Annotated in this window: 20 protein-coding genes, 2 tRNA genes and 3 rRNA genes; 13 read left to right on the top strand and 12 right to left on the bottom strand. The window is 57.7% G+C overall.

Annotated elements, in window-relative coordinates; all coding sequences use genetic code 11:
- Window positions 1–9: 9 nt before the first annotated feature.
- Window positions 10–363: an antibiotic biosynthesis monooxygenase gene (locus tag ACXX9E_RS24570; protein ID WP_123466389.1), complete on the top strand. Its 354-nt coding sequence runs from the start codon at window positions 10–12 to the stop codon at window positions 361–363.
- Here ACXX9E_RS24570 and ACXX9E_RS24565 read toward each other — a convergent pair.
- From ACXX9E_RS24565 to msuE, 4 genes are read right to left on the bottom strand one after another with little or no spacing between them, the layout of a single operon-like run.
- Window positions 360–1,463 carry a sigma-54 interaction domain-containing protein gene (locus ACXX9E_RS24565; RefSeq protein WP_458556344.1) on the bottom strand — a complete coding sequence of 368 codons (1,104 nt, stop codon included), beginning with the start codon at window positions 1,461–1,463 and terminating at the stop codon, window positions 360–362. The genes ACXX9E_RS24570 and ACXX9E_RS24565 overlap by 4 nt on opposite strands.
- Before the next feature lie 24 nt (window positions 1,464–1,487).
- Window positions 1,488–2,675, bottom strand: a complete 1,188-nt coding sequence (locus tag ACXX9E_RS24560) for an acyl-CoA dehydrogenase family protein (protein ID WP_128615667.1) — start codon at window positions 2,673–2,675, stop codon at window positions 1,488–1,490.
- A gap of 44 nt (window positions 2,676–2,719) precedes the next feature.
- On the bottom strand, window positions 2,720–3,859 hold the full coding sequence (gene ssuD / locus ACXX9E_RS24555) for an FMNH2-dependent alkanesulfonate monooxygenase (protein ID WP_222832388.1): 1,140 nt from the start codon (window positions 3,857–3,859) through the stop codon (window positions 2,720–2,722).
- A 10-nt stretch (window positions 3,860–3,869) separates the two neighbouring features.
- Window positions 3,870–4,433, bottom strand: coding sequence for an FMN reductase (gene msuE / locus ACXX9E_RS24550; RefSeq protein WP_267804523.1), 564 nt, complete (start codon window positions 4,431–4,433; stop codon window positions 3,870–3,872).
- A 388-nt stretch (window positions 4,434–4,821) separates the two neighbouring features.
- Between msuE and ACXX9E_RS24545 the strand changes: the two genes are divergently transcribed.
- The 4 genes from ACXX9E_RS24545 to ACXX9E_RS24530 all read left to right on the top strand — a co-directional run bounded on the left by ACXX9E_RS24545 (window position 4,822) and on the right by ACXX9E_RS24530 (window position 9,041).
- Window positions 4,822–5,091, top strand: coding sequence for a hypothetical protein (locus ACXX9E_RS24545; protein ID WP_186746360.1), 270 nt, complete (start codon window positions 4,822–4,824; stop codon window positions 5,089–5,091).
- Window positions 5,092–5,191: 100 nt separating this feature from the next.
- Entirely contained in the window at window positions 5,192–5,806 is a 615-nt protein-coding gene (locus ACXX9E_RS24540) for a LysE family translocator (RefSeq protein WP_123466376.1), read from the top strand.
- Between the two features lie 205 nt (window positions 5,807–6,011).
- Window positions 6,012–7,178 (top strand): aminotransferase class V-fold PLP-dependent enzyme, encoded by a 1,167-nt coding sequence (locus tag ACXX9E_RS24535; protein WP_458556343.1) that lies wholly within the window; start codon window positions 6,012–6,014, stop codon window positions 7,176–7,178.
- A gap of 54 nt (window positions 7,179–7,232) precedes the next feature.
- Window positions 7,233–9,041 (top strand): aminopeptidase P family protein, encoded by a 1,809-nt coding sequence (locus tag ACXX9E_RS24530; protein ID WP_458556342.1) that lies wholly within the window; start codon window positions 7,233–7,235, stop codon window positions 9,039–9,041.
- A 49-nt stretch (window positions 9,042–9,090) separates the two neighbouring features.
- On the opposite strand, the gene ACXX9E_RS24525 is transcribed toward ACXX9E_RS24530, so the two are convergent.
- On the bottom strand, window positions 9,091–9,687 hold the full coding sequence (locus ACXX9E_RS24525; RefSeq protein WP_128615672.1) for a 2-hydroxychromene-2-carboxylate isomerase: 597 nt from the start codon (window positions 9,685–9,687) through the stop codon (window positions 9,091–9,093).
- Between the two features lie 36 nt (window positions 9,688–9,723).
- On the bottom strand, window positions 9,724–10,452 hold the full coding sequence (locus tag ACXX9E_RS24520; protein ID WP_123466368.1) for an SDR family oxidoreductase: 729 nt from the start codon (window positions 10,450–10,452) through the stop codon (window positions 9,724–9,726).
- A 90-nt stretch (window positions 10,453–10,542) separates the two neighbouring features.
- Between ACXX9E_RS24520 and ACXX9E_RS24515 the strand changes: the two genes are divergently transcribed.
- Complete coding sequence (locus tag ACXX9E_RS24515; RefSeq protein WP_267804527.1) at window positions 10,543–11,106, top strand: TetR/AcrR family transcriptional regulator; 564 nt, start codon at window positions 10,543–10,545, stop codon at window positions 11,104–11,106.
- Between the two features lies 1 nt (window position 11,107).
- Here ACXX9E_RS24515 and ACXX9E_RS24510 read toward each other — a convergent pair whose 3' ends face one another.
- Together ACXX9E_RS24510 and rhtA are read right to left on the bottom strand one after the other, a co-directional pair.
- The gene (locus tag ACXX9E_RS24510) at window positions 11,108–11,389 is read right to left on the bottom strand and encodes a hypothetical protein (protein WP_123466364.1); all 282 of its coding nucleotides are present in this window, start codon (window positions 11,387–11,389) and stop codon (window positions 11,108–11,110) included.
- 166 nt (window positions 11,390–11,555) lie between these two features.
- Window positions 11,556–12,443 carry a threonine/homoserine exporter RhtA gene (gene rhtA, locus ACXX9E_RS24505; protein ID WP_458556341.1) on the bottom strand — a complete coding sequence of 296 codons (888 nt, stop codon included), beginning with the start codon at window positions 12,441–12,443 and terminating at the stop codon, window positions 11,556–11,558.
- Window positions 12,444–13,110: 667 nt separating this feature from the next.
- Here rhtA and ACXX9E_RS24500 point away from each other — a divergent pair.
- From ACXX9E_RS24500 to mrdA, 6 genes are all read left to right on the top strand, one after another.
- A 16S ribosomal RNA gene (locus ACXX9E_RS24500) occupies window positions 13,111–14,647 on the top strand.
- A gap of 81 nt (window positions 14,648–14,728) precedes the next feature.
- Window positions 14,729–14,805: transfer RNA gene (locus ACXX9E_RS24495), tRNA-Ile, on the top strand.
- Between the two features lie 30 nt (window positions 14,806–14,835).
- A tRNA-Ala gene (locus ACXX9E_RS24490) sits at window positions 14,836–14,911 on the top strand.
- Between the two features lie 246 nt (window positions 14,912–15,157).
- Window positions 15,158–18,051: ribosomal RNA gene (locus ACXX9E_RS24485) — 23S ribosomal RNA — on the top strand.
- A 150-nt stretch (window positions 18,052–18,201) separates the two neighbouring features.
- A 5S ribosomal RNA gene (rrf, locus tag ACXX9E_RS24480) occupies window positions 18,202–18,317 on the top strand.
- Together the 16S, 23S and 5S rRNA genes with 2 tRNA genes alongside form the textbook arrangement of a ribosomal RNA operon.
- Window positions 18,318–18,530: 213 nt before the next feature.
- On the top strand, window positions 18,531–20,423 hold the full coding sequence (gene mrdA, locus ACXX9E_RS24475) for a penicillin-binding protein 2 (RefSeq protein WP_186748441.1): 1,893 nt from the start codon (window positions 18,531–18,533) through the stop codon (window positions 20,421–20,423).
- Between the two features lie 23 nt (window positions 20,424–20,446).
- On the opposite strand, the gene ACXX9E_RS24470 is transcribed toward mrdA, so the two are convergent.
- From ACXX9E_RS24470 to ACXX9E_RS24460, 3 genes are all read right to left on the bottom strand, one after another.
- Window positions 20,447–21,187: a hypothetical protein gene (locus ACXX9E_RS24470; protein WP_222832395.1), complete on the bottom strand. Its 741-nt coding sequence runs from the start codon at window positions 21,185–21,187 to the stop codon at window positions 20,447–20,449.
- 187 nt (window positions 21,188–21,374) lie between these two features.
- Window positions 21,375–21,779 carry a lysozyme inhibitor LprI family protein gene (locus ACXX9E_RS24465; protein WP_123461899.1) on the bottom strand — a complete coding sequence of 135 codons (405 nt, stop codon included), beginning with the start codon at window positions 21,777–21,779 and terminating at the stop codon, window positions 21,375–21,377.
- Window positions 21,780–21,831: 52 nt separating this feature from the next.
- Complete coding sequence (locus ACXX9E_RS24460; RefSeq protein ID WP_458556340.1) at window positions 21,832–22,125, bottom strand: hypothetical protein; 294 nt, start codon at window positions 22,123–22,125, stop codon at window positions 21,832–21,834.
- 142 nt (window positions 22,126–22,267) lie between these two features.
- Here ACXX9E_RS24460 and ACXX9E_RS24455 point away from each other — a divergent pair, with 142 nt between their 5' ends.
- Entirely contained in the window at window positions 22,268–22,756 is a 489-nt protein-coding gene (locus ACXX9E_RS24455; RefSeq protein ID WP_123461903.1) for an SRPBCC family protein, read from the top strand.
- Window positions 22,757–23,212: 456 nt separating this feature from the next.
- Here the strand turns inward: ACXX9E_RS24455 and acnA are convergent, their stop codons facing one another.
- Window positions 23,213–25,954, bottom strand: a complete 2,742-nt coding sequence (gene acnA, locus ACXX9E_RS24450; RefSeq protein ID WP_123461905.1) for an aconitate hydratase AcnA — start codon at window positions 25,952–25,954, stop codon at window positions 23,213–23,215.
- Between the last annotated feature and the right edge of the window lie 159 nt (window positions 25,955–26,113).

Genomic DNA, 26,113 nt, shown 5'->3' with positions numbered 1-26,113 from the left:
GGGCTTTCCATGAAAAACCGCAGCTTTACCCAATTGATCGAATTTGAAATCGAACCCCGTCAGCAACCGGCTCTGGTCAGCGCGCTGTCGGTGCAGACCGAACGCCTGGCCCAGCGTTACGACGGTTTCGTCAGCGCCAGTGTGCAGGCCAGCGATGATGGCCGGCGCGTGCTGAGCTTTCTGCAATGGCAGAGTCGTGAGGCGGGAGAGGCCGCGTTTCGCAGTTTCGAAAGCGGCGAGCAAGACTTCTGGCAACTGATCCACGCCCATCACGCGCGAACCATCACGTTCAACTCCTTCCAGGTGCTGAGCAGCATCGCCCGCAGTCACGACGATGCGCTGCACTGCAACCTGGTCGGCTAGATCGACAACTGGATCAAACGCTCACCTTGCAGGTTGTCGCAATGTCGCCGCTTGTTCACCGCCAGTTCACCGATCTTGATCAGGCGCGTGCGCGTGACGTTGCGGCTCAGACCGAGCAGCGCCGCCGTATGCACCTGGTTGTAATGGCAGAAGCGATAAGCGGCGCGCAGCAAGGCGTCTTCGACTTTTTCGTGCAACGCACCGGCCTGTTGCGCGAAGAGTTTTTCAAAGGCTTGTTCCAGCAAGGCTTCCGGTGAATCGTCGGCACTGCTGTGGTGATCGTCCGGTCGCTCGATGCGCAGGTTCGACAGGCGTAGATCATCACGCTCGATCACGCCGTTGCGGCAGATCAACAAGGTGTGATGGATGACGTTTTCCAGCTCGCGGATGTTGCCCGGCCAGCCGTAGGCGCGCAGTTTTTGCTCGGCGCCGGGGCTGATATTGACGCGGCCGTAACCCAGACGCTGGCTGTAGGCCTCGATGAAATGCCGGGTCAGCGGCAGGATATCGCCGGGCCGTTCGCGCAACGGACTCAGTTCCAGATTGACCACATTGAGCCGGTAATACAGATCTTCGCGAAAGTTGCCGGCATTAATGGCCTTCTCCAGTTGCACGTTGGTGGCCGCCAGCACCCGCACGTCGATGGGAATGCTCTTGCGCGAACCGAGGCGCACCACCTCGCGCTCCTGCAACACGCGCAACAACTTCACCTGAATCGCCATCGGCAGATCGCCGATTTCGTCAAGGAACAAGGTGCCGCCATCAGCTTCCTCGAACCACCCGGCCTTGGCGCTCAGGGCGCCGGTGAACGCGCCTTTTTCGTGACCGAACAATTCGGCTTCCACCAGCGATTCGGAAAACGCTCCGCAATTGACGGCGATGAATGGGCGATGACGGCGATGGCTCAGGTTATGAATATGCCGCGCCACCAGTTCCTTGCCGGTACCGGTCTCGCCGATGATCAGCACGCTGGCCTCGCTCGGCGCGACCTGTTGCAGGTGCGCGAGCAATGCCTGGGATTTCGGGTCTTCGAACACCTGCGCGGTAGCGCGAATCGACGTCGCCAGGGCGGGTGAGGGCGGTAGGGTCAGCAGTTGCATGGGCGCGTCCTTATAGAGGCAGGATCAGGAATAGAACGTCGGCACTGGCAGGGACTGGTTCAGCGCCCAGTCGCCCAACTCGTGGAGTTTGTAATCCAGCGGGTCGTGCAGGGTTTGCGTACGCAGGTTGCGCCAGTGGCGGTCGAGGCGCAGCGAGGCATGGGTGGAACGCGCGCCGGTCACCTCGAACAGATGGCTGCAGATATCCAGGCCCTGGCGGCTGGCCGCGACTTTGGCCGTGGCAATCGCGGTGGCGACATGGCCGCGCTCTTCAGCGCTGAGGCTCGCACCCTTGGCCCACGCGGCATCGAGCAATGCCGCGGCGCGCTCGACCAGCAGGCGGATGCCTTCCAGGGCGACCCAGAATTCGCCGTAATGGGCGAGCACGTAAGGATCTTCGCGCACATCGCGGGCGGACGATTTGTGCCACAGCCGGGTTTCCTTGAGGGTGTAGTGCCGCGCTTCCTCGAAAGCGCCTTCGGCGATGCCGAGAAACATGTGGGTGAAGGTCAGTTGCGCGATCAACGGCCGCAGGCAGGCGAACGGTGTGCTCAGCGGGCCGGGATCGAGGAGCAATTCCGACTCCTCGACCCGCACCCGTTCGAACGTGGCGCTGCCGCTGTCGGTCTGGCGCTGGCCGATGTTGTTCCAGTCATCGTGCAGGGTGATGCCACTGCGCCCGCTGGGGATCGCTGCGATCAGCAACTTGCCGCCGGCGTTTTCATCCACCGCCGAGGCGATCAGCATCTGCGAGTCGCTGGCGCCGGAGCAGAAGCTTTTCTTCCCGGAAAACTCGCGCCAGCCGCCGAGATCCTTGACCACGGTGCGGGTGTCGAGGGGATTGAGCGCATTGCCCCAGAACCAATTCTGCCGTGCCGTCTGTTCGAACCAGGGTTGCCATTGTTCCGGACGGGAAAACAGGCGCACGGTGGCGAGCATCAAGTGATGAAAACCGAAGACGTGGGCGATGGAGCTGTCGACCTTGGCGAACTCGCGCACGATCTGCAGGGTTTCGCTCCAGCTCGCGCCGAGGCCGCCGTAGCGAACGGGAATGCTCAGCGCCAGCAGGCCACTGTCGCGCAGGGCATCGCGCTCAGCTTTCGGCGTGCCGCCACGTTCGTCGCGCTCGACGGCTGTCAGGGCAAATTCGGCGGCCAGTTGGCGGGCGGTCTGAAGTGGGGAAAGCAGGGTACTTTGCGGTTTGGCAGTCACACGGTGTTCCTCGAAATCGATTGCAGTCCCTCTGTGGGCGCGGGTCAGGACTTGGTGGGCAGCACATCATTGGCGATCATTTCGCCAAACGGCCCGGTGAGGTTGGTCACGCCGCGCCCGGCCAGGCTCGCGTAAGGTTCCGGCAACAGTGGGAACACCAGTTCGGCAAAACGGTAAGCCTCTTCCAGGTGCGGATAACCGGAAAAGATAAAACTCTCGATGCCCAGGTCCGCGTATTCCTTGATCCGCGTCGCCACTTGTTGCGGATCGCCGACCAGCGCGGTACCGGCACCGCCGCGCACCAGACCGACACCGGCCCACAGGTTTGGCGCGATTTCGAGGTTGTCGCGACGGCCATCGTGCAACGCCGCCATGCGCCGCTGACCCTCGGAGTCGAAACGCGAGAAGGATTTCTGCGCGGCTTCAATGGTTTCGTCACTGATGTGTTCAATCAGCTTGTCCGCGGCTTTCCACGCCTCTTCGGCGGTCTCGCGCACGATCACATGCAGGCGAATGCCGAACTTGACCTTGCGTCCGTGCCGCGCGGCGCGCTCGCGCACATCAGCCAGTTTTTCCGCGACGGCGGCGGGTGGTTCACCCCAGGTCAGGTAGACATCGACCTGTTCGGCGGCCAGGTCATGGGCCGCGTCGGACGAACCGCCGAAGTACAGCGGCGGGTAAGGTTTCTGCACCGGTGGGTACAGCGCTTTGGCGTTCTGCACCTTCAGGTGCTTGCCTTCGAAATCCACCGCCTCACCTTGCAACACCCGGCGCCAGATCTGCAGGAATTCGTCAGTGACTTCATAGCGTTCGCTGTGACTGAGGAAACTGCCGTCACCACGGTTCTCATCCGGGTCGCCACCGGTCACGACGTTGATCAACAGGCGGCCGTTGGACAGTCGGTCCAGCGTTGCCGCCATGCGCGCCGAGACAGTGGGTGAAATGATCCCCGGTCGGATCGCCACCAGATAGCGCAGGCGTTCGGTCAAAGGCACCAGCGCCGACGCGATCACCCACGAGTCTTCGCAGGAGCGCCCGGTGGGAATCAACACGCCGTGATAGCCGAGGCTGTCAGCGGCCTGGGCCACTTGTTTCAGATAATTGAGGGTGACCGGGCGGGCGCCTTGTGTCGTGCCCAGATAATGGCCGTCACCGTGGGTCGGCAGGAACCAGAAAACATCCATGAACAGCTCCTTAAGCGATCTTCAGCAACGGTTTGATTTGTGTGGCAAACAGCGGCGCGGCGCGTTCGGCGGCGAGACGGATACGTGCCTTCAGCGGTTCGCTGGTGATCTGGTAATCGACAAAATCGGCCTCGGTGGCATAAACGCCGATCGGCAGGGTGACTGCCTGGAAGAAGCTGAACAGCGGGCGCAACTGGTGATCGAGGACCAGCGCATGGCGTTCGCTGCCACCGGTGGCGGCTAACAGGACGGGGGTGTCGATCAGTGCGTTGAGGTCGATCAGGTCGAACAGATGCTTGAGCAGACCCGGGTAGGACCCGCGATAAACCGGCGCAGCAACAATCAACAGGTCGGCCTGTTCGATGGCGCGCAGTTCGGCCTCGACTTCGGCGCTCAACTCCTGACGCGAAAGGGCGCCGCCGAGCGGACGGGCGATGTCGCCGAGTTCGATCAGATGACTCTCGATCGACAAATGCCCGGCCAGTTCGGCGAGCAGCGCCTGGGTCAGCACCAGGGTACGGGACGGACGCCAGGTGCCGCCGGAGAGGGCGACGACTTTCAGGGGACGCGACATGTTCAGTTCCTTTTTCAACAGTTGCTCAACGAGCAGTGAGTAAGTCACCGGACTTGAGCAAACGCTGTACCAATTCCTGGAGAGCCCGGTTTAAGGGGCGTTGAGCGTTATCGTGATGATCTGCTGTGTGAGTTTCAGGTGGCTTTGTTGAATGACTGTTGGCTAGGCAACAGTTGCTGGAGCAACAGTCGCCAAGGCATGCAGGGATTTATAAAGGCTGTTTGTTATTCCGCAAAAGAACCTTAATTGATATTTATAGAGCTTTCGGAGATATGCGACGCCTCTGTGGATTTTCTGATAGCCACTATTGAGCGTGTTGATTTTTGCGCGAGCGGGGGCGGGCGTAGCCTTTGTCCATCGACTCCGATTGTTCGCCAGGACGCTCCCCATGAATCGCTTACTGACTGTTTCCCTGTTGCTCGCTGTCTCCGTACTCGCCGGTTGTGCCAGCCATGTATCCCCGGAACTGCGCCCCTACACCGCAGAAGAATCCCGAGAACTGGCGATGGAGGCGCTCAATCGCAGCGGCCTGTCCTTCGACGAATACCACGCGAAAAAAGCGCAATTAGTCGGTCAGCCACAGAAGACGCTCGGTTTCGACCAGAAGGGTGAGATGAGCGCCGGGCGTGCCGTACAGTTGCACGGCCGTCCAAGCTGAAAAGAAATTGTACTGCTCGAAATTTTCGCTAACTGTCCGTGGGTTTGCCGCGTCGCGTGGGATAGGGTCAACACCTGAATGACCCTGCCGGATTGCTGCCATGACCCTCTCGCTTGATCTTTTGTTGGGCTTTGCCCTGTTTGCCCTTGTCACCTCGATTACCCCGGGGCCGAATAACACGATGTTGCTGGCATCGGGCGTTAACTTCGGGTTCAACCGCACCATCCCTCATATGCTCGGCATCACCTGTGGATTCTTCGTGCTGGTGCTCGCGGTGGGCTTTGGCCTGGGCACGGTGTTTCAGACATATCCACTGCTCTACAGCGTTCTGCGTTACGTCGGCGCAGCGTATCTGCTGTACCTGGCCTGGAAAATTGCCCATTCGGGGCCGGTCGCAGACAACGCTGACGGCGAGGCAAAACCGATCAGCTACCTCGGCGCAGCAGCCTTTCAGTGGGTCAATCCCAAGGCATGGATCATGGCCATCGGTGCCATCAGCACTTACACGCCAATGCAGGGTTACTTCACCAATGTCGTGGTCATTGCAGCGGTGTTCGCCATCATCAACCTGCCGAGTGTCGGCCTCTGGGCGGCGTGCGGCACGCTGTTGCGCAATGTGCTGAAGGAGGCGCGCTGGTTGCGTGTGTTCAACTGGGGCATGGCGGCGTTGTTAGTGATCTCGTTGTATCCGTTACTTCTCGAAAGCTTTAGCTGACGCATTGCTTCAACCGCCGGCCCGATGCCTGTTAAGCTCGGCTTCAGGAGCGTTCCTACGCACTTTTAAATGAAGTTGTTCTTCTTTAACGGCATCCGATCAGGTATTGATGACGCTCTCGAACCGACGCGCAGCTCACAAGGCTGCGCTTTGCCGTTTGCAGACACGAGCCTCCTGATCCCGGAACACGCTCTGCGAGTCTTTTATGAACATACGTCCGTTGTATTTCGATTACGCCGCCACCACCCCGGTGGACGAGCGGGTCATCCAGGTGATGATCGAGTGTCTGGGCTTTCACGGTAACTTTGGCAACCCGGCCTCCAGCTCCCACGCCTTCGGCCAGCAGGCCCGGCACACGGTCGAGCAGGCGCGGCGGCAAGTCGCCGAACTGGTCGGCGCCGAGGCCCGGCAGATTGTCTGGACTTCCGGTGCCACTGAATCCAACAACCTCGCCCTCAAGGGTGTCGCCCAGGCTCGCGGCGTGTCCGGCGGTCACCTCATCACCAGTCAGATTGAACACAAGGCCATCCTCGATACCGCTCGCCAGTTGCAGGACGCCGGCATCGCCGTGACTTATCTGGTGCCGGACGCCGATGGCCTGATCACCCCGCAAGCGGTCAGCGAAGCGATGCGCGATGACACCTTTCTGGTGTCGCTGATGCTGGTCAACAACGAACTCGGCACGGTCAACGATGTGCAGGCCATTGGCGAAGTCGTGCGCGGCCGCGAGGCGTTGTTCCATGTCGATGCGGCGCAGGGTGCGGGCAAAGTGAAAATCGACCTGGCGCGCTGGCCGGTCGATTTGATGTCCTTTTCGGCACACAAACTTTATGGCCCCAAGGGCATTGGTGCGTTGTACGTCGGCCCGCGGGCGCAGCAGCGTTTGCAGGCACAGATTCATGGTGGCGGTCACGAGGGCGGCTTGCGCTCCGGCACCCTGGCGACCCATCAGATTGCCGGCATGGGCGCTGCATTCGCCCTGGCTGCAGAAGCATTCGATGAAGAAAAACAGTCCATCGTTGCCCTGCGCGAGCGTCTGCTTGAGCAATTGCTGAGCCTGCCGGGCGTGCGCCTCAATGGCAGCGCCAGCCAACGCATTCCGCATACCTTGAGCCTGACGTTCAGCGAAGGCGAGTTCAACAGCACGGCGCTGAGTCATTCGATTGCATTCTCTGCGACCTCTGCCTGCAACTCCGCGAGCAACGCACCTTCCCACGTGTTGTTGGCGCTGGGGCATGACGCGCAACTGGCCGCGCGTACCCTTCGCTTGAGCCTCGGCCGTTTCACCACGGCCGAAGATATCGACAAGGCTGTCGAACTGATCAAGACCGCCTGCGCCAGTGCTCCGGCATTCTGGGCGACCGGGCTTTAACCAGCCGCCTGACGGCGACGAACAATAACGATGAAGTGATTAGCAGGAGACATGATGAGTACCCAGACCTCGACCGAAGGATCGGTGCCCCAGCGCCTGGCGCACACCCGTGAACTGATGCGTCGCGAAGGCATCCACGCGCTGCTGGTGCCGTCCGCCGACCCGCATTTGTCGGAATATCTGCCGGGTTACTGGCAGGGCCGCCAATGGCTTTCGGGTTTCCACGGATCGGTTGGCACCTTGATTGTCACTCCTGATTTCGCCGGTATCTGGGCCGACAGTCGTTACTGGGAGCAGGCGACCAAGGAACTCAAAGGCAGCGGTATCGAGCTGGTCAAATTGCAACCGGGTCAACCGAGCCCGCTGGACTGGCTGGCCGAGCAGACCCCGGAAGGGGGCGTAGTCGCGGTCGACGGTGCGGTCATGGCTGTGGCCTCGGCGCGTACCTTGAGCAGCAAACTCGAGGCGCGTGGCGCCCGTCTGCGTACCGATATCGACCTGTTGAATGACGTCTGGAGCGATCGCCCGAGCCTGCCAAACGCACCGATCTATCAACATCTGCCGCCGCAGGCGACCGTCAGCCGTGGCGAAAAACTCGCCAGGTTGCGCGAAACCTTGCAGGAGCGCGGGGCTGACTGGCATTTCATCGCCACCCTCGACGACATCGCCTGGCTGTTCAACCTGCGCGGCGGCGACGTGTCGTTCAACCCGGTGTTTGTTTCGTTTGCGTTGATCAATCAACAGCACGCCACGCTGTTCGTTGCACTGAGCAAAGTCGATGCTGATTTGCGCTCGGTGTTGGAGAAGGATGGCGTGACGCTGCGCGATTACAGCGAAGTCGCCGACGCGATGCGCGCTGTGCCGAGTGGTGCAAGCCTGCTGGTGGACCCGGCGCGAGTCACCTGCGGTTTGCTGGATAACCTCGACAGCGGTGTGAAACTTGTTGAAGGCCTCAACCCGACGACACTGGCCAAGTCGCAAAAGAGTGAAGCCGACGCGCAGCACATCCGCAAAGCGATGGAGCAGGACGGTGCCGCGTTGTGTGAGTTCTTCGCCTGGCTGGAATCGGCGTGGGGCCGCGAGCGCATCACCGAACTGACTATCGACGAAAAACTCACCGCAGCCCGTGAACGTCGTCCGGATTATGTATCGCTGAGTTTCAATACCATTGCCGCCTTCAACGCCAATGGCGCGATGCCGCACTATCACGCCACCGCAGAAGAACACGCGGTGATCGAGGGGGATGGGCTGTTGCTGATCGACTCCGGGGGGCAATACCTGGGCGGCACCACCGATATCACGCGGATGGTGCCGGTCGGTACGCCGACCGAAGAGCAGAAACGCGATTGCACCCGTGTGTTGAAAGGCGTCATCGCATTGTCGCGGGCACATTTTCCGAAAGGCATTCTGTCGCCGCTGCTGGACGCCATCGCCCGTGCACCGATCTGGGCGGAAAGCGTGGATTACGGTCATGGCACCGGTCACGGTGTCGGCTATTTCCTCAATGTTCACGAAGGCCCGCAGGTGATTGCCTATCAGGCGGCGCCCGCTCCGCAGACGGCAATGCAGCCGGGGATGATCACTTCCATCGAGCCCGGTACTTATCGTCCAGGTCGTTGGGGCGTGCGCATCGAAAACCTGGCGATGAACCGCGAGGCCGGGAGTAGCGAGTTCGGCGAGTTCCTCAAGTTTGAAACCTTGACGCTGTGCCCGATCGACACGCGTTGCCTGTTGCCGTCACTGCTGAGTCAGGAAGAAAAGCAGTGGTTTAACGCTTACCACGCCGAAGTGCGCGAGCGTTTGAGCCCGCTGCTCGAGGGCCCTGCGCTCGAGTGGCTGAACACCCGCACCGCTGCTATCTGACAGGCTGAAGCTCAGGCGCTGACACCAGCGCCTGAGTCACCGGTTTGGGCTAAAGCTGGCGCAATGCCTGCTCGACAAAGTCCAGACGATCCTGGCCAAAAAACATCTGATTGCCGATAAACATGCTCGGTGCCCCGAAAACTCCGCGTTTAACGGCGGTTTCGGTATTTTCCTTCAGCGCAGCCTTTACCGTTTCGTCATTGGTCAACGCCAGGACTTCGGCGGGATCGAAGCCGTGCTCGCTCAACAGCGCCGCGACGGTCGCCGGCTCATCGAGAGGACGGCCCTCGACCCACAACGCGTTGAACAGGCAATCGATAAACGCGTGAAAGCGTTCAGGCTGGCGCAACTGGATGCCGGTGACGGCGCGCATCAACATAAGCGTGTTGATCGGAAAGTGTGGATTGAATGTCAACGGCACGCCGTAGCGTTTGGCGTAGCGATCCAGATCCTGAAACATGTAACGGCCTTTGGCCGGAATCATCGCCGGAGAGGCGTTGCCGGTCGCTTTGAACACACCTCCCAGCAACATCGGGATGTAAATCAACTCGCTGTCGGTTTCGGCACACAGTTTCGGTAACTGGGTATAAGCCAGGTAAGTGGCCGGGCTCCCTAGGTCGAAATAGAACTCAACGGTTTTACGCATCGTCGCTTCTCTTTATTTATTGTTATGAAGTAGGGCTTACCAGCGCTCGTTCCATGGGCGCAGATCCAGCTCGAATGTCCACGCGTCCCGTGGCTGGTTGTGCAGATACCAGTAATTCTCGGCAATGTGTTCGGGATTGAGTATGCCGTCCTGATCCTTGGTGGCGTATTTTTCGGGGAAGCTGTTGCGGATGAAGTCGGTGTCGATGGCGCCGTCCACCACCACGTGAGCAACGTGGATGTTCATCGGCCCCAACTCCCGCGCCATGCTTTGCGCCAGAGCGCGAATGCCATGCTTGGCACCGGCGAAGGCGGCAAACCCGGAAGCGCCGCGCAGCCCGGCGGTCGCACCGGTGAACAGAATCGTGCCGCGTTGGCGGGTGACCATGCGTTTGGCCACTTCACGGGCATTGAGGAAACCTGAGAAACAGGCCATTTCCCAGATCTTGAAATACTTGCGTGCGGTTTCTTCGAGAATGCTGCAAGGCACATTGGCGCCGATGTTGAAGACGAACGCTTCGATTGGGCCCAAGCGGGTTTCGATGTCTTCAATCAGTGCGATGACGTCTTCTTCCTTGCGCGCATCGCAGGCAAATCCGTGGGCTTCGCCACCTTCGGCATTAATCGCCTCTACCAGTGGCTGCAATTTGTCGGCGCTGCGTCGGGTCAGACAGGCGACGTAACCTTCCCTGGCGAAACGCCTGGCAATGGCGCCGCCTGTCGCATCGCCTGCACCGACCACCAATACGACCTTGTTGTTATTCATGGGGGATTCCCTTTAGTAAACGATCGTTAAGTGAACGAACGTTATGCTAGGATCCGGGCAACGTCAAGACGAGCAATTCGGGGCACATTCATGCGTTACTCTGCCAGTCACAAACAGGAAACCCGGGACAAGCTATTGCACAGCAGTGCGCTCTCGGCGAAGCGTTCCGGGTTTTCCACGGTAGGCGTCGATGGCTTGATGAAGGCGATTGGACTGAGTGGCGCGGCGTTCTACAGTCATTTCTCTTCGAAGGATGCGTTGTTTACGGCCATCGTTGAGCGCGAACTGGGTCAAAGCCTGGAGCGCCTGGGCGGGCAGGGCACGCAGGACCGGACGCGACTGGAGCGCTGTCTCAAACACTATTTGAGCATGTCTCATGTTGAGCAGCCCGAGGCCGGCTGCGCGTTGCCGGCGCTGGGCGCGGAAATCGCCCGTTCCGAATTGCAGGTGCGCGAGCAGGCCGAGTTGTGGATCTGTCGGCTGCAGAAAAGCTGGGCGCAAATACTGGAAAGCGACAGCCTCGCGTGGTCGATTCTGTCGCAGTGTGTCGGGGCATTGGTGGTGGCGCGGATGCTGGCCACGCCGGACATTCAGCGCGAAGTGCTGAAGTCCAGCCATGAAGAAATCGGTCGCCAGCTCGCCGGGCAGGGCTGAACTATTTGCAAATGACGATCATGCTGCGGCTGGTATAACCGGCAGGGTTGAGGCCAAACGGATAATCACCCGGCTCTTCTACGGTGTCTCCGGACTTGGCGATGACTTTGTAGCCTTTCGGAGCGCAGGAGTTGGCTGCGCTGGTGTAGCACTTGTCCCAAGAGGACGACAGTCCAGAACAATTGATATGCAGCCCTTTTTTGCCGTGTTTTACCTGGGTCTTCGACGTCGCCGCACAGCCCGCAATCGCGAGTACAGCGATAAGTATCAAAATTCGTTTCATTACCGTCCTTATAGCGGCCGCGAGTCTGACGCTCGGGTCTGCCTGTCTTCGCTTGCGCTCTGAGCGCTTTCAAATCCCTGCTCGAAAAATCCATGTATGGCATCAAGTTAAGGCCTAAACATGGCCTAAATGAGCGCCAATTGCCAGACCTTCGTGAAATCCCGCTTCAATCTGCCGCAATGGCAGGTTTGGCGGCGCTGCCCATGGTCAGGGTGGCGCCGACGGAAGCCAGAATAATGCAGAGGATGGCCATCCATTGTGACAGTGAGAGGTATTCCTGCAGGAATAACAGGCCAGACAAGGCGCCGAATGCAGGCTCGATGCTCATCAACGTACCGAAAGTACGGGCGGGCATGCGCGTGAGTGCAACCATTTCCAGGGTGTAGGGCAGGGCGGTGGACAAGATGGCGACGCCAATGGCGACAGGTATCAGTGACGGTGTCAGCAGCGCAGCGCCGGCATGCACGATACCGATCGGCGCAACAAACAGTGCCGCGATCATTACACCTAGAGCCGCGGTGGTGACGCCGTTGTCAGCCCCAGCCTTTTGACCGAACAGAATATAGAGCGCCCAGCAGACGCCGGCCCCTAACGCATAACCGGCACCCAGCAGATCAATCCCGCTGGAGGTTGCGCCCGTCGGAATCAAGAGCAGCAATCCGATGGCGGCGAGGCCGATCCATAGAAAGTCGATGGCTCGACGCGATGCATAGATGGCAACCGCCAATGGACCGGTGAACTCAAGCGCAACCGCGATTCCCAGCGGCACGGTGCGCAGGGACATATAGAAGAGGAAGTTCATGCCACCCAATGCCATGCCGTAGACGATCACGGTGCGCAATGATCTGGAGGTCAGCCTGGCACGCCATGGGCGCAGCAGTAGCAACATGATTACACTGGCGAAGACTAATCGCAGCGTGGTGGTGCCTTGGGCGCCTACCACCGGGAACATGCTCTTGGCCAAAGACGCGCCGGACTGGATTGACCCCATGGCTATTAACAGCAGGCCAACCGGGAACAGCATTGAGGCAAGAGAGCGAGGTTGGTCATTCATTGCGCGGCATCGTCCAAGGTAAGAGCAGGGTATTGTTGTAGATATTGGGCAATATACTGCGCATTCACTGCGGTGGCGTCTATATATAGGTCGTTTTTTCTTAGAACGATAGAAAAACAGAATTAAGTGTTGACGGCAGATTCTGGAAGTCTATAATTCGCCCCACTTCCGGCGCAGTCGAAACGGAAAACTCCTTGAGATTCAATGAGTTACGCAGTTTTCGGCAGTGGCTTGCTTCAGTTTATCGAAGCCTGGAAGGAGTTGGAGATGCCGGTTGATCTGGTGCTTTCAACGGTTCGATCTTCTCGGTCGAAAGCGGAGAAAAAGAGGTGTTGACAACAGCGAGTAACGCTGTAGAATTCGCCTCCCGCTAACGAGAGATCGGAAGCGCAAGTGGTTGAAGTTGTTGAGGAAATCTTCGAAAACTTCTGAAAATAATCACTTGACAGCAAGTGAGGCTGCTGTAGAATGCGCGCCTCGGTTGAGACGAAAGATCTTAACCAACCGCTCTTTAACAACTGAATCAAGCAATTCGTGTGGGTGCTTGTGGGGTCAGACTGATAGTCAACAAGATTATCAGCATCACAAGTTACTCCGCGAGAAATCAAAGATGTAACCAACGATTGCTGAGCCAAGTTTAGGGTTTCTTAAAAACCCAAAGATGTTTGAACTGAAGAGTTTGATCATGGCTCAGATTGAACGCTGGCGGCAGGCCTAACACATGCAAGTCGAGCGGATGAAGTGAGCTTGCTCATGGATTCAGCGGCGGACGGGTGAGTAATGCCTAGGAATCTGCCTGGTAGTGGGGGACAACGTTTCGAAAGGAACGCTAATACCGCATACGTCCTACGGGAGAAAGCAGGGGACCTTCGGGCCTTGCGCTATCAGATGAGCCTAGGTCGGATTAGCTAGTTGGTGAGGTAATGGCTCACCAAGGCTACGATCCGTAACTGGTCTGAGAGGATGATCAGTCACACTGGAACTGAGACACGGTCCAGACTCCTACGGGAGGCAGCAGTGGGGAATATTGGACAATGGGCGAAAGCCTGATCCAGCCATGCCGCGTGTGTGAAGAAGGTCTTCGGATTGTAAAGCACTTTAAGTTGGGAGGAAGGGTTGTAGATTAATACTCTGCAATTTTGACGTTACCGACAGAATAAGCACCGGCTAACTCTGTGCCAGCAGCCGCGGTAATACAGAGGGTGCAAGCGTTAATCGGAATTACTGGGCGTAAAGCGCGCGTAGGTGGTTCGTTAAGTTGGATGTGAAATCCCCGGGCTCAACCTGGGAACTGCATCCAAAACTGGCGAGCTAGAGTATGGTAGAGGGTGGTGGAATTTCCTGTGTAGCGGTGAAATGCGTAGATATAGGAAGGAACACCAGTGGCGAAGGCGACCACCTGGACTGATACTGACACTGAGGTGCGAAAGCGTGGGGAGCAAACAGGATTAGATACCCTGGTAGTCCACGCCGTAAACGATGTCAACTAGCCGTTGGGAGCCTTGAGCTCTTAGTGGCGCAGCTAACGCATTAAGTTGACCGCCTGGGGAGTACGGCCGCAAGGTTAAAACTCAAATGAATTGACGGGGGCCCGCACAAGCGGTGGAGCATGTGGTTTAATTCGAAGCAACGCGAAGAACCTTACCAGGCCTTGACATCCAATGAACTTTCCAGAGATGGATTGGTGCCTTCGGGAACATTGAGACAGGTGCTGCATGGCTGTCGTCAGCTCGTGTCGTGAGATGTTGGGTTAAGTCCCGTAACGAGCGCAACCCTTGTCCTTAGTTACCAGCACGTAATGGTGGGCACTCTAAGGAGACTGCCGGTGACAAACCGGAGGAAGGTGGGGATGACGTCAAGTCATCATGGCCCTTACGGCCTGGGCTACACACGTGCTACAATGGTCGGTACAAAGGGTTGCCAAGCCGCGAGGTGGAGCTAATCCCATAAAACCGATCGTAGTCCGGATCGCAGTCTGCAACTCGACTGCGTGAAGTCGGAATCGCTAGTAATCGCGAATCAGAATGTCGCGGTGAATACGTTCCCGGGCCTTGTACACACCGCCCGTCACACCATGGGAGTGGGTTGCACCAGAAGTAGCTAGTCTAACCTTCGGGGGGACGGTTACCACGGTGTGATTCATGACTGGGGTGAAGTCGTAACAAGGTAGCCGTAGGGGAACCTGCGGCTGGATCACCTCCTTAATCGACGACATCAGCTGCTCCATAAGTTCCCACACGAATTGCTTGATTCATTGAAGAAGACGATAGAAGCAGCCCGAAATTGGGTCTGTAGCTCAGTTGGTTAGAGCGCACCCCTGATAAGGGTGAGGTCGGCAGTTCGAATCTGCCCAGACCCACCAATTTTGTGTGGGAAACGCCTGTAGAAATACGGGGCCATAGCTCAGCTGGGAGAGCGCCTGCCTTGCACGCAGGAGGTCAGCGGTTCGATCCCGCTTGGCTCCACCACTACTGCTTCTGAAGTTTGAAAGCTTAGAAATGAGCATTCCATCAGTGTGATGATGAATGTTGATTTCTAGTCTTTGACTAGTTCGTTCTTTAAAAATTTGGGTATGTGATAGAAAGATAGACTGAACGTTACTTTCACTGGTAACGGATCAGGCTAAGGTAAAATTTGTGAGTGACTCTTAAGAGTTTTGCGAATTTTCGGCGAATGTCGTCTTCACAGTATAACCAGATTGCTTGGGGTTATATGGTCAAGTGAAGAAGCGCATACGGTGGATGCCTTGGCAGTCAGAGGCGATGAAAGACGTGGTAGCCTGCGAAAAGCTTCGGGGAGTCGGCAAACAGACTTTGATCCGGAGATGTCTGAATGGGGGAACCCAGCCATCATAAGATGGTTATCTTGTACTGAATACATAGGTGCAAGAGGCGAACCAGGGGAACTGAAACATCTAAGTACCCTGAGGAAAAGAAATCAACCGAGATTCCCTTAGTAGTGGCGAGCGAACGGGGACTAGCCCTTAAGTGGCTTTGAGATTAGCGGAACGCTCTGGAAAGTGCGGCCATAGTGGGTGATAGCCCTGTACGCGAAAATCTCTTAGTCATGAAATCGAGTAGGACGGAGCACGAGAAACTTTGTCTGAATATGGGGGGACCATCCTCCAAGGCTAAATACTACTGACTGACCGATAGTGAACTAGTACCGTGAGGGAAAGGCGAAAAGAACCCCGGAGAGGGGAGTGAAATAGATCCTGAAACCGTATGCGTACAAGCAGTGGGAGCAGACTTTGTTCTGTGACTGCGTACCTTTTGTATAATGGGTCAGCGACTTATTTTCAGTGGCGAGCTTAACCGAATAGGGGAGGCGTAGCGAAAGCGAGTCTTAATAGGGCGTCTAGTCGCTGGGAATAGACCCGAAACCGGGCGATCTATCCATGGGCAGGTTGAAGGTTAGGTAACACTGACTGGAGGACCGAACCGACTACCGTTGAAAAGTTAGCGGATGACCTGTGGATCGGAGTGAAAGGCTAATCAAGCTCGGAGATAGCTGGTTCTCCTCGAAAGCTATTTAGGTAGCGCCTCATGTATCACTGTAGGGGGTAGAGCACTGTTTCGGCTAGGGGGTCATCCCGACTTACCAAACCGATGCAAACTCCGAATACCTACAAGTGCCGAGCATGGGAGACACACGGCGGGTGCTAACGTCCGTCGTGAAAAGGGAAACAACCCAGACCGTCAGCTAAGGTCCCAAAGTTATGGTTAAGTGGGAAACGATGTGGGAAGGCTTAGACAGCTAGGAGGTTGGCTTAGAAGCAGCCACCCTTTAAAGAAAGCGTAATAGCTCACTAGTCGAGTCGGCCTGCGCGGAAGATGTAACGGGGCTCAAACCATACACCGAAGCTACGGGTATCACCTACGGGTGATGCGGTAGAGGAGCGTTCTGTAAGCCTGTGAAGGTGAGTTGAGAAGCTTGCTGGAGGTATCAGAAGTGCGAATGCTGACATGAGTAACGACAATGGGTGTGAAAAACACCCACGCCGAAAGACCAAGGTTTCCTGCGCAACGTTAATCGACGCAGGGTTAGTCGGTCCCTAAGGCGAGGCTGAAAAGCGTAGTCGATGGAAAACAGGTTAATATTCCTGTACTTCTGGTTATTGCGATGGAGGGACGGAGAAGGCTAGGCCAGCTTGGCGTTGGTTGTCCAAGTTTAAGGTGGTAGGCTGGAATCTTAGGTAAATCCGGGATTCTAAGGCCGAGAGCTGATGACGAGTTACCTTTCAGGTGACGAAGTGGTTGATGCCATGCTTCCAAGAAAAGCTTCTAAGCTTCAGATAACCAGGAACCGTACCCCAAACCGACACAGGTGGTTGGGTAGAGAATACCAAGGCGCTTGAGAGAACTCGGGTGAAGGAACTAGGCAAAATGGCACCGTAACTTCGGGAGAAGGTGCGCCGGTGAGGGTGAAGGACTTGCTCCGTAAGCTCATGCCGGTCGAAGATACCAGGCCGCTGCGACTGTTTATTAAAAACACAGCACTCTGCAAACACGAAAGTGGACGTATAGGGTGTGACGCCTGCCCGGTGCCGGAAGGTTAATTGATGGGGTTAGCTAACGCGAAGCTCTTGATCGAAGCCCCGGTAAACGGCGGCCGTAACTATAACGGTCCTAAGGTAGCGAAATTCCTTGTCGGGTAAGTTCCGACCTGCACGAATGGCGTAACGATGGCGGCGCTGTCTCCACCCGAGACTCAGTGAAATTGAAATCGCTGTGAAGATGCAGTGTATCCGCGGCTAGACGGAAAGACCCCGTGAACCTTTACTATAGCTTTGCACTGGACTTTGAATTTGCTTGTGTAGGATAGGTGGGAGGCTTTGAAGCGTGGACGCCAGTTCGCGTGGAGCCATCCTTGAAATACCACCCTGGCAACTTTGAGGTTCTAACTCAGGTCCGTTATCCGGATCGAGGACAGTGTATGGTGGGTAGTTTGACTGGGGCGGTCTCCTCCTAAAGAGTAACGGAGGAGTACGAAGGTGCGCTCAGACCGGTCGGAAATCGGTCGTAGAGTATAAAGGCAAAAGCGCGCTTGACTGCGAGACAGACACGTCGAGCAGGTACGAAAGTAGGTCTTAGTGATCCGGTGGTTCTGTATGGAAGGGCCATCGCTCAACGGATAAAAGGTACTCCGGGGATAACAGGCTGATACCGCCCAAGAGTTCATATCGACGGCGGTGTTTGGCACCTCGATGTCGGCTCATCACATCCTGGGGCTGAAGCCGGTCCCAAGGGTATGGCTGTTCGCCATTTAAAGTGGTACGCGAGCTGGGTTTAGAACGTCGTGAGACAGTTCGGTCCCTATCTGCCGTGGACGTTTGAGATTTGAGAGGGGCTGCTCCTAGTACGAGAGGACCGGAGTGGACGAACCTCTGGTGTTCCGGTTGTCACGCCAGTGGCATTGCCGGGTAGCTATGTTCGGGAAAGATAACCGCTGAAAGCATCTAAGCGGGAAACTTGCCTCAAGATGAGATCTCACTGGAACCTTGAGTTCCCTGAAGGGCCGTCGAAGACTACGACGTTGATAGGTTGGGTGTGTAAGCGCTGTGAGGCGTTGAGCTAACCAATACTAATTGCCCGTGAGGCTTGACCATATAACACCCAAGCAATTTGCGTCGAAGAGAGCAGATTGCGGTGTGTGAAGACGAAACGAACCGAAAGTTCGCGCAACTCACAAGACACCTGTATCACATACCCGATTTGCTGAAGCGAGACCAGATGGTCACGAGTCAGTACCCGAATTTCTTGACGACCATAGAGCGTTGGAACCACCTGATCCCATCCCGAACTCAGAAGTGAAACGATGCATCGCCGATGGTAGTGTGGGGTTTCCCCATGTGAGAGTAGGTCATCGTCAAGATTAAATTCCGAAACCCCAATTGCGAAAGCAGTTGGGGTTTTGTTTTGCCCGCAGGAAAGTTTCAGGTCAGATCCAGCCGTCGCAAGAGCTGCCATTGGGAAAAATCGTTCTGAAGTGACCGGGTAGTTTTTGGTATGGTGCAGCTCGTTTTTTAACGGACTGATGTCATGCCCACGGATCGGCACTCATTTATGTAAAAGAGTCGCTGTAGAAATGCCTGAAGCCATCCCGATCAAGGACCACGAAAAAGAGACGCGTCTGGTCAACAAGCGGTTGATCGCCTGCGCCTTGTTCGTCTTCGCCATTAGCTGCGCCCTGGTGGTACGCCTTTACATCCTGCAAGTGGTGGAGTTCGACTACCACTCCACCATCTCAGAAAACAATCGTGTCCACGTCTTGCCCATCCCGCCGACACGCGGCCTGATCTACGACCGCAATGGTGTGCTGCTGGCCGACAACCGCCCCAGCTACAACCTGACGATCACCCGTGAACGCGCCACTGACGTCAATCGGGAGCTGGACGAGGTCATCAATCTGCTGCACCTGCCTGCCGAAGATCGCACGGTGTTCGACAAGGCCATGAAGCAGTCCCGCCATCCCTTCACGCCAGTAACACTGTTCTATGAGCTGACGGAAGAGCAGATCGCTGTGCTGGCGGTCAACGAATTCCGCCTGCCAGGACTCGACGTTGAACCGCAGTTCGTCCGCCATTATCCGCTCGGCGCCCATTTCGCCCATTCGATCGGTTACGTCGGCCGGATCAACGAAAAAGAATCCAAGGCCCTCGATTCGGTTGAATACCGCGGCACCCAGTCCATCGGTAAAACCGGTATTGAACGCTTCTATGAAGCTCAGCTGCACGGTCACGTTGGCTACGAAGAAGTGGAAACCAACGCCCAGGGGCGTGTGCTGCGGGTGCTCAAACACACTGATCCTGTGCCCGGCAAAAACATCGTTCTGAGCCTCGACGTCAAACTGCAGGAAGCCGCCGAAGCTGCTCTGGGCGATCGTCGTGGCTCCGTCGTCGCGCTCGACCCGTCCACGGGCGAAGTGCTCGCCATGGTCAGCAACCCGAGTTTCGACCCTAATCTGTTTGTCACGGGCATCAGTTCCAAGGAGTACTCGGCGCTGCGTGATTCCATCGACCGGCCGCTGTTCAACCGCGTATTGCGCGGCTTGTACGCGCCGGGCTCAACAATCAAGCCAGAGGTGGCAATCGCCGGTCTCGATGCGGGTGTGGTGACCCCACAGACCCGCGTCTTCGACCCGGGTTACTATCAGCTCCCGGATTTCGATCACAAGTACCGTAACTGGAACCACAGCGGCGATGGCTGGGTAGACATGGACGCCGCGATCATGCGCTCCAACGACACCTACTTCTATGATCTGGCGCACAAGCTCGGCATTGATCGCCTGCACGATTACATGGCCATGTTCGGCCTCGGTGAGAAAGTCTCGCTGGACATGTTCGAAGAGTCGCCAGGCCTGATGCCATCCCAAGCCTGGAAGCGCGCCACTCGACGCCAGGCCTGGTTCCCCGGTGAAACCGTGATCCTTGGCATCGGCCAGGGCTATATGCAGGTCACGCCGCTGCAACTGGCCCAGGCCACTGCGCTGATCGCCAACAAGGGCGTATGGAACCGGCCGCACCTGGCCAAGACCGTCGATGGTGTCGCACCGGTCGACGAGCATCCCATGCCGAACATCCTGCTCAAGGATCCGCGCGACTGGGAACAGGTCAACCACGGTATGCAAATGGTGATGCACGACGCCCGCGGCATCGCCCGTGCGGCCGCTGCAGGGGCGCAATACCGCATTGCCGGCAAGAGTGGTACTGCGCAGGTGGTGGCGATCAAACAGGGCGAGCGCTACAACCGCGAGAAGACCCTCGAACGCCATCGCGACAACGCCTTGTTCGTCGGCTTCGCCCCGGCCGAGCATCCGAAAATCGCGATCTCGGTCATGATCGAAAACGGTGAGGCCGGTGGTCGGGTTGCCGGCCCTGTCGTGCGGCAGATCATGGACGCCTGGCTACTTGATCAGGACGGCCATCTCAAGCCGCAGTACGCGGCGCCAACCAAGGCGCCGGGTGATCCGCACGTTTGAACGACAACGGCTGCGCGGGGCAATCAGACTTTTTCGTCGATTCTTTTGGCATTGATAGCGGCCTCGCGTGCGGCGACGATGGCGGCATCCGACGCCGGTGTCCCCAGTTCGCCTTTACGCCACAACTGATGAGAGAACAGGCCGTCGATGGCTTCAGCGCTCGGCGCTTTGCCCTTGGGTATAAACAGGGCCGCCAGATCAATGGTGTTGGCGAAGTTTTCTTTGGTCAGGTTGTACTTGCCCAAGTGGCTGCCTCCCCACCCGGCATCGGCCGCGACCAGTTCGATGGAGGTGTCGCGGTAGCTGTTCGCCGCGGTTTTGAGTGCGCCAGAGGCATTGAGCAGGGCGTTCAATTGCTCCATGTCTGAGGCGCTCAGCTCGCTATTGGAATTCAACGCCTTGAGGCTGCCATCGGTTTCAACGGTAAAGCCGAATTTCTTGTTGGCCAGATCCGGAAAAGTGTCACTCAACGCCGACTTGAAGTCCTCGAACGCCAGCTTCAGCGATTCGTGGGCATTTCTATGCTGTTCGGCGATTTTCGGGAAGTCTGCAGCCTGGGGGCGGCCAAGCCAGACGTCGATCGCTTCGAGGGTCGGGCTGACAGTCTGGGCGTCATCACTGGGATGATAAACCGCCGCCGGATTGAGGTTGACCGCCGTCTTCTGGAGGTCTTCGCTGAGCGACTTTATGTTCAGCGGTTGTGCGGATTTGGTCAGTTCAGCGGCTGAAGGCTGAATAAATGCAGAGTTTAAAGAGATCGCCATGTCGTCATTCCCTGATCGTTGGTTGTAAGTCATTTATCGGCGATCTGAGGCTGTGCTTAAGTCATGCGCTGGCAGTAGGCGTTTCAGGATGTGTCATGGATCTATGCTGGTCGCTGTCATCGCTGCAACGTGGTGGTCTTCACTCAATACTGGATTGAAAACCGCCACCAGCGAATCCACTACAACCTCAGGCCCCTGGTACCGGGCAACTCATATCCCCTTCCTCACACTTCAAATACTGCTTCAGCGCCTCGACCCGGACCTTGGTCACCGCCGTCAGGCAATTGCTGTAAACCCAGGGATAAACACTTCCGCCCGTTACACCCGACGATGAAAACTTGCACTCGGCATCGCGAAATCCGATCCACGCCCGCTGCGCGTTGACCAACAACTTCTTGCCCTCCGGGTTGTCCTTCAAGCGCCCGGTGATCTGCTGATACAGCGCATTCAATTCTTTGTCCGCTGCCTTGAAGTCCTGTCCGGCACACTGATTCATCGTCGCCTGATCGCTGGCATTGGCGCAGTCGACGGCGGCGTGGGCTAGGGGGGTGAACACCAGGGGCGACAGGGCCAGGAAAAAACGTGGGGACATAGGGGGGGCTCACTGTAGATGACGGGAATAACCGGCATTGTAGCGATCAGACTCAACTCCCGCTGTAACCGCGCAGGCGCATGCAGTCATTGGTCAGGTCGATCTGTTTCTCCGCCACCACAATTCCGTCACCCACTCCGGCGCCGACCGCCGCTTCCATGCTCTTGTCCGACGGCGTGCTGTTGTAACTGGCAGTCGCCGACTTGGCCTGATACTGGCACTCGGCTTTGTCGTGCTCCACTGTCGCCTGGGACGCGCCAGGCTTGCTCCAGTGGTCTACGGAACTGATGCAGGCTGACAGCGTCAGCAGTGATGCCCAGAGGGCGGCATAGTGCGGAGACTGCATGGTCTGCTCCAATGTCTGCCGGAATAACCGCTGAGTTTAGACGCAACGGTCAAAGGTCGAGCCCGGGCCGTTGACCGTTTGATACAACTTCAGGTTGGACATGTGGTCATACGAGCCTAGTGTTCAGAACAGGAGGTGACGTATGAAACCAGTACCCAATAGTTTCGAACGCAAAATCACTCTCAAGGCGCCACGTTCCCATGTCTGGCGTGCCTTGGTCGATGCCGAGGCGTTTGGCCAGTGGTTTGGGGTGGCGCTGGAGGGCAGGCGGTTCATTGCCGGCGAATGGACGCAAGGGCAAGTCACGTATCCGGGTTATGAACATGTGTTGTGGAATGTGCTGATCGAGCGGGTCGAACCGCAGCAGTTGTTCTCGTTCCGCTGGCATCCGTATGCCGTGAATCCGAAGATCGACTATTCCCAGGAGCCGACCACGCTGGTCAGGTTCGAACTGGAAGACTTCGAGAACGGCACGTTGCTCAAGGTGTCAGAGTCCGGCTTCGCGCACATTCCCGATGTCCGCCAGAAAGAGGCCTATTACATGGACAGCCGTGGCTGGGAGGAGCAGTTGAGCCGGCTCGAACAGTTTCTTGCCGAGAGCGCCCGGGCACGTGAGCGTGACGGCGGCTGAGGTTTTCCAGCCCTGGTTGAAACGCTGGGTACTGGCGGTTTTTCGAAAATGACCAGCAGGCGCAAACGTCGCGGCCGCTGAAAGTCGCGCAGATATCCGCTGCCATGCTCGACGACTGACAGGGCTAAGGGTTTTCGGAAGGGGGTCTATAGCGAATGTCTTACACGCACTGGTAGCTTTTACGACTATTGCCGATTGGATCCAGAGCGTAATCTACACCCATCAACTGAGACACAGGGAGTGTTTCAGGATCATGGATGATCGACCATTTGCAAGGATCGCTGCCGACAGGGAGTCGATAATGGTCTTGGGAAAAACCCGCTTCGGCGGGTTTTTTTTCGTCCATGGAAAAGTAAACCCCCTGTAAGAGTTGCCGAAGGCTGCAATCTTTTGATCTTGATCTTAAAACCAAATCTAAAGATCGCAGCCTTCGGCCGTTTCTACAGAGGGCGCGCGTTATGAGGCGATCAGTTGGCGCAGGACGTAATGCAGGATCCCGCCCGATTTAAAGTATTCAACCTCGTTCAAGGTATCGATCCGGCACAACACCTCGATCTTCTCCTGACGCCCGTCTTCACGGGTGATCACCAGCGGCAAATTCATCCGCGGTGTCAGCTCGACGCCGGTCAGGCCCTGAATCTCGAAGGTTTCCTTGCCAGTGAGATTGAGGCTCTTGCGGTTCTGATCGAGCTTGAACTGCAGCGGTAACACGCCCATGCCCACCAGGTTGGAACGATGGATGCGCTCGAAGCTTTCGGCGATTACCGCTTTGACGCCCAGCAGATTAGTGCCTTTGGCCGCCCAGTCGCGGCTGGAGCCGGTGCCGTATTCCTGACCGGCAATCACTACCAGTGGCGTGCCGTCGGCCTGATAACGCATGGCGGCGTCATAGATCGCCATCTTCTCGCCACTCGGGATGTAGAGGGTGTTGCCACCTTCTTCGCCGCCGAGCATTTCGTTGCGGATGCGGATGTTGGCGAAGGTGCCGCGCATCATCACTTCATGGTTGCCACGGCGTGAACCGTAGGAGTTGAAGTCCCGTGGTTCCACACCTTTTTCGCGCAGATAACGCCCGGCCGGACTGTCGGCCTTGATGTTACCGGCAGGGGAGATGTGGTCGGTGGTCACTGAATCGCCGAGCAATGCCAGCACCTTCGCCGCTTTGACATCGCTGATCTCCGGCAACGGCCCGCCAATATCGTCGAAAAATGGCGGATGCTGGATGTACGTCGAATCGTCCTGCCAGACATAGGTCGCCGCTTGCGGCACTTCGATTGCTTGCCACTGTTCATCACCGGCAAACACTTCGGCGTATTCCTTGTGGAACATTGCGGTGTTGACCTGATTTACCGCAGCGGCGATTTCCTGGCTGCTCGGCCAGATGTCACGCAGGTACACCGGATTGCCTTGCTGATCGTTGCCCAGTGGCTCGCTGCTGATGTCGGTGCGCACGCTGCCGGCCAGTGCGTAAGCGACCACCAGCGGCGGCGACGCCAGCCAGTTGGTCTTGACCAGCGGATGCACCCGGCCTTCGAAGTTGCGGTTGCCGGACAGCACCGACGCCACGGTGAGATCGGCTTTCTGGATAGCTTTCTCGATCGGCTCCGGCAGCGGTCCGGAGTTGCCGATGCACGTGGTGCAGCCGTAGCCGACCAGCGAGAACCCGAGTTGATCGAGGTATTGCGTCAGCCCGGCGGCCTTGTAGTAGTCGGTGACCACTTTCGAGCCGGGCGCCAGCGAACTCTTCACCCACGGCTTGCGCGTCAGGCCCTTCTCTACGGCTTTTTTCGCCAGTAGACCGGCCGCCATCATTACGCTCGGGTTGGAGGTGTTGGTGCAGGAGGTGATCGCGGCGATCACCACCGCGCCGTTCTTCAGGCGATAGGTGTGGCCTTCGTATTCGTACTCGGTTTCGCCGACCAGATCGGCGTTGCCCACGGCCACGCCACCACCACCTTCGCTTTCCAGGCGACCTTCTTCCTTGCTGGTGGGTTTGAATTGCAGGTCCATGAAATCACTGAAGGCTTGTGCGACATTCGGCAACGAGACCCGGTCCTGCGGGCGTTTCGGCCCGGCCAGGCTGGCTTCGACGCTGCCCATGTCCAGCGCCAGGCTGTCGGTGAACACCGGTTCCTGACCGGGCAGGCGCCACAGGCCCTGGGCCTTGGTGTAGGCCTCGACCAGTTTCACCACTTCAGGCGGACGACCCGACAGGCGCAGGTATTCCAGGGTCACATCATCGACCGGGAAGAAGCCGCAGGTGGCGCCGTATTCCGGGGCCATGTTAGCGATGGTCGCGCGATCCGCCAGCGGCAGGTCGGCGAGGCCGTCACCGTAGAACTCGACGAATTTGCCGACCACGCCTTTTTTGCGCAGCATCTGCGTGACGGTCAGCACCAGGTCGGTGGCGGTGATGCCTTCCTTGAGCTTGCCGGTGAGTTTGAAACCGATGACTTCCGGAATCAGCATCGACACCGGCTGCCCGAGCATCGCCGCTTCCGCCTCGATGCCGCCGACGCCCCAGCCGAGCACGCCGAGGCCATTGATCATGGTGGTGTGGGAGTCGGTGCCGACCAAGGTGTCGGGGAATGCGTAGGTGCGCCCGTCCTCATCCTTGGTCCACACCGTGCGCCCGAGGTATTCGAGGTTGACCTGATGACAGATCCCGGTACCCGGCGGCACCACGCTGAAGTTGTCGAAGGCGCTTTGACCCCAGCGCAGGAACGCATAACGTTCGCCGTTACGCTGCATTTCGATGTCGACATTCTGTTCAAACGCGCTGGCGCTGCCGAATTTGTCGACCATCACCGAGTGGTCGATCACCAGGTCCACCGGCGACAGCGGGTTGATCCGCTGCGGATCGCCGCCGGCCTTGGCCATCGCCGCACGCATCGCGGCGAGGTCGACTACGGCGGGTACGCCGGTAAAGTCTTGCATCAATACGCGGGCCGGGCGGTACTGGATCTCGCGGTCGGAGCGGCGCTCCTTGAGCCAAGCGGCAATCGCCTTGAGGTCGGCGCCGGTGACGGTTTTTTCATCTTCCCAGCGCAGCAGGTTTTCCAGCAGGACTTTCAGCGACATCGGCAACTGGTCGATATTGCCCAGGCTTTTCGCGGCATCCGGCAGACTGAAATAGTGGTAGGTCTTTTGGTCGATCTGCAGGGTTTTGAGGGTCTTCAGACTATCGAGGGACGGCATTACGATCACTCCTTTGAGTCCGCACGGCTACGGACGGAGGGGACGGGCAGAGCTATCAACGTAGCCCTGTTTTCAGTAGCTGGCTAATAACTGGACTCTATCAATAAGTCCAAGGTTCCGAACTCGGCTATCATGCGCCGGTTTTCGTGACAGGCTTTG

Source organism: Pseudomonas sp. GNP014, from assembly GCF_054344005.1.
The sequence above is the reverse complement of the archived record's forward strand: the minus strand, read 5'-3'. Positions and strand labels throughout refer to the sequence as shown.

What these genes read in the sequence shown, in the direction of transcription:
- ACXX9E_RS24570 (WP_123466389.1), top strand. Translation starts at nt 10, where the DNA reads ATGAAAAACCGCAGCTTTACCCAATTGATCGAATTTGAAATCGAACCC.
- ACXX9E_RS24565 (WP_458556344.1), bottom strand. Translation starts at nt 1,463, where the DNA reads ATGCAACTGCTGACCCTACCGCCCTCACCCGCCCTGGCGACGTCGATT.
- ssuD (WP_222832388.1), bottom strand. Translation starts at nt 3,859, where the DNA reads ATGGATGTTTTCTGGTTCCTGCCGACCCACGGTGACGGCCATTATCTG.
- msuE (WP_267804523.1), bottom strand. Translation starts at nt 4,433, where the DNA reads ATGTCGCGTCCCCTGAAAGTCGTCGCCCTCTCCGGCGGCACCTGGCGT.
- ACXX9E_RS24545 (WP_186746360.1), top strand. Translation starts at nt 4,822, where the DNA reads ATGAATCGCTTACTGACTGTTTCCCTGTTGCTCGCTGTCTCCGTACTC.
- ACXX9E_RS24540 (WP_123466376.1), top strand. Translation starts at nt 5,192, where the DNA reads ATGACCCTCTCGCTTGATCTTTTGTTGGGCTTTGCCCTGTTTGCCCTT.
- ACXX9E_RS24535 (WP_458556343.1), top strand. Translation starts at nt 6,012, where the DNA reads ATGAACATACGTCCGTTGTATTTCGATTACGCCGCCACCACCCCGGTG.
- ACXX9E_RS24530 (WP_458556342.1), top strand. Translation starts at nt 7,233, where the DNA reads ATGAGTACCCAGACCTCGACCGAAGGATCGGTGCCCCAGCGCCTGGCG.
- ACXX9E_RS24525 (WP_128615672.1), bottom strand. Translation starts at nt 9,687, where the DNA reads ATGCGTAAAACCGTTGAGTTCTATTTCGACCTAGGGAGCCCGGCCACT.
- ACXX9E_RS24520 (WP_123466368.1), bottom strand. Translation starts at nt 10,452, where the DNA reads ATGAATAACAACAAGGTCGTATTGGTGGTCGGTGCAGGCGATGCGACA.
- ACXX9E_RS24515 (WP_267804527.1), top strand. Translation starts at nt 10,543, where the DNA reads ATGCGTTACTCTGCCAGTCACAAACAGGAAACCCGGGACAAGCTATTG.
- ACXX9E_RS24510 (WP_123466364.1), bottom strand. Translation starts at nt 11,389, where the DNA reads ATGAAACGAATTTTGATACTTATCGCTGTACTCGCGATTGCGGGCTGT.
- rhtA (WP_458556341.1), bottom strand. Translation starts at nt 12,443, where the DNA reads ATGAATGACCAACCTCGCTCTCTTGCCTCAATGCTGTTCCCGGTTGGC.
- mrdA (WP_186748441.1), top strand. Translation starts at nt 18,531, where the DNA reads ATGCCTGAAGCCATCCCGATCAAGGACCACGAAAAAGAGACGCGTCTG.
- ACXX9E_RS24470 (WP_222832395.1), bottom strand. Translation starts at nt 21,187, where the DNA reads ATGGCGATCTCTTTAAACTCTGCATTTATTCAGCCTTCAGCCGCTGAA.
- ACXX9E_RS24465 (WP_123461899.1), bottom strand. Translation starts at nt 21,779, where the DNA reads ATGTCCCCACGTTTTTTCCTGGCCCTGTCGCCCCTGGTGTTCACCCCC.
- ACXX9E_RS24460 (WP_458556340.1), bottom strand. Translation starts at nt 22,125, where the DNA reads ATGCAGTCTCCGCACTATGCCGCCCTCTGGGCATCACTGCTGACGCTG.
- ACXX9E_RS24455 (WP_123461903.1), top strand. Translation starts at nt 22,268, where the DNA reads ATGAAACCAGTACCCAATAGTTTCGAACGCAAAATCACTCTCAAGGCG.
- acnA (WP_123461905.1), bottom strand. Translation starts at nt 25,954, where the DNA reads ATGCCGTCCCTCGATAGTCTGAAGACCCTCAAAACCCTGCAGATCGAC.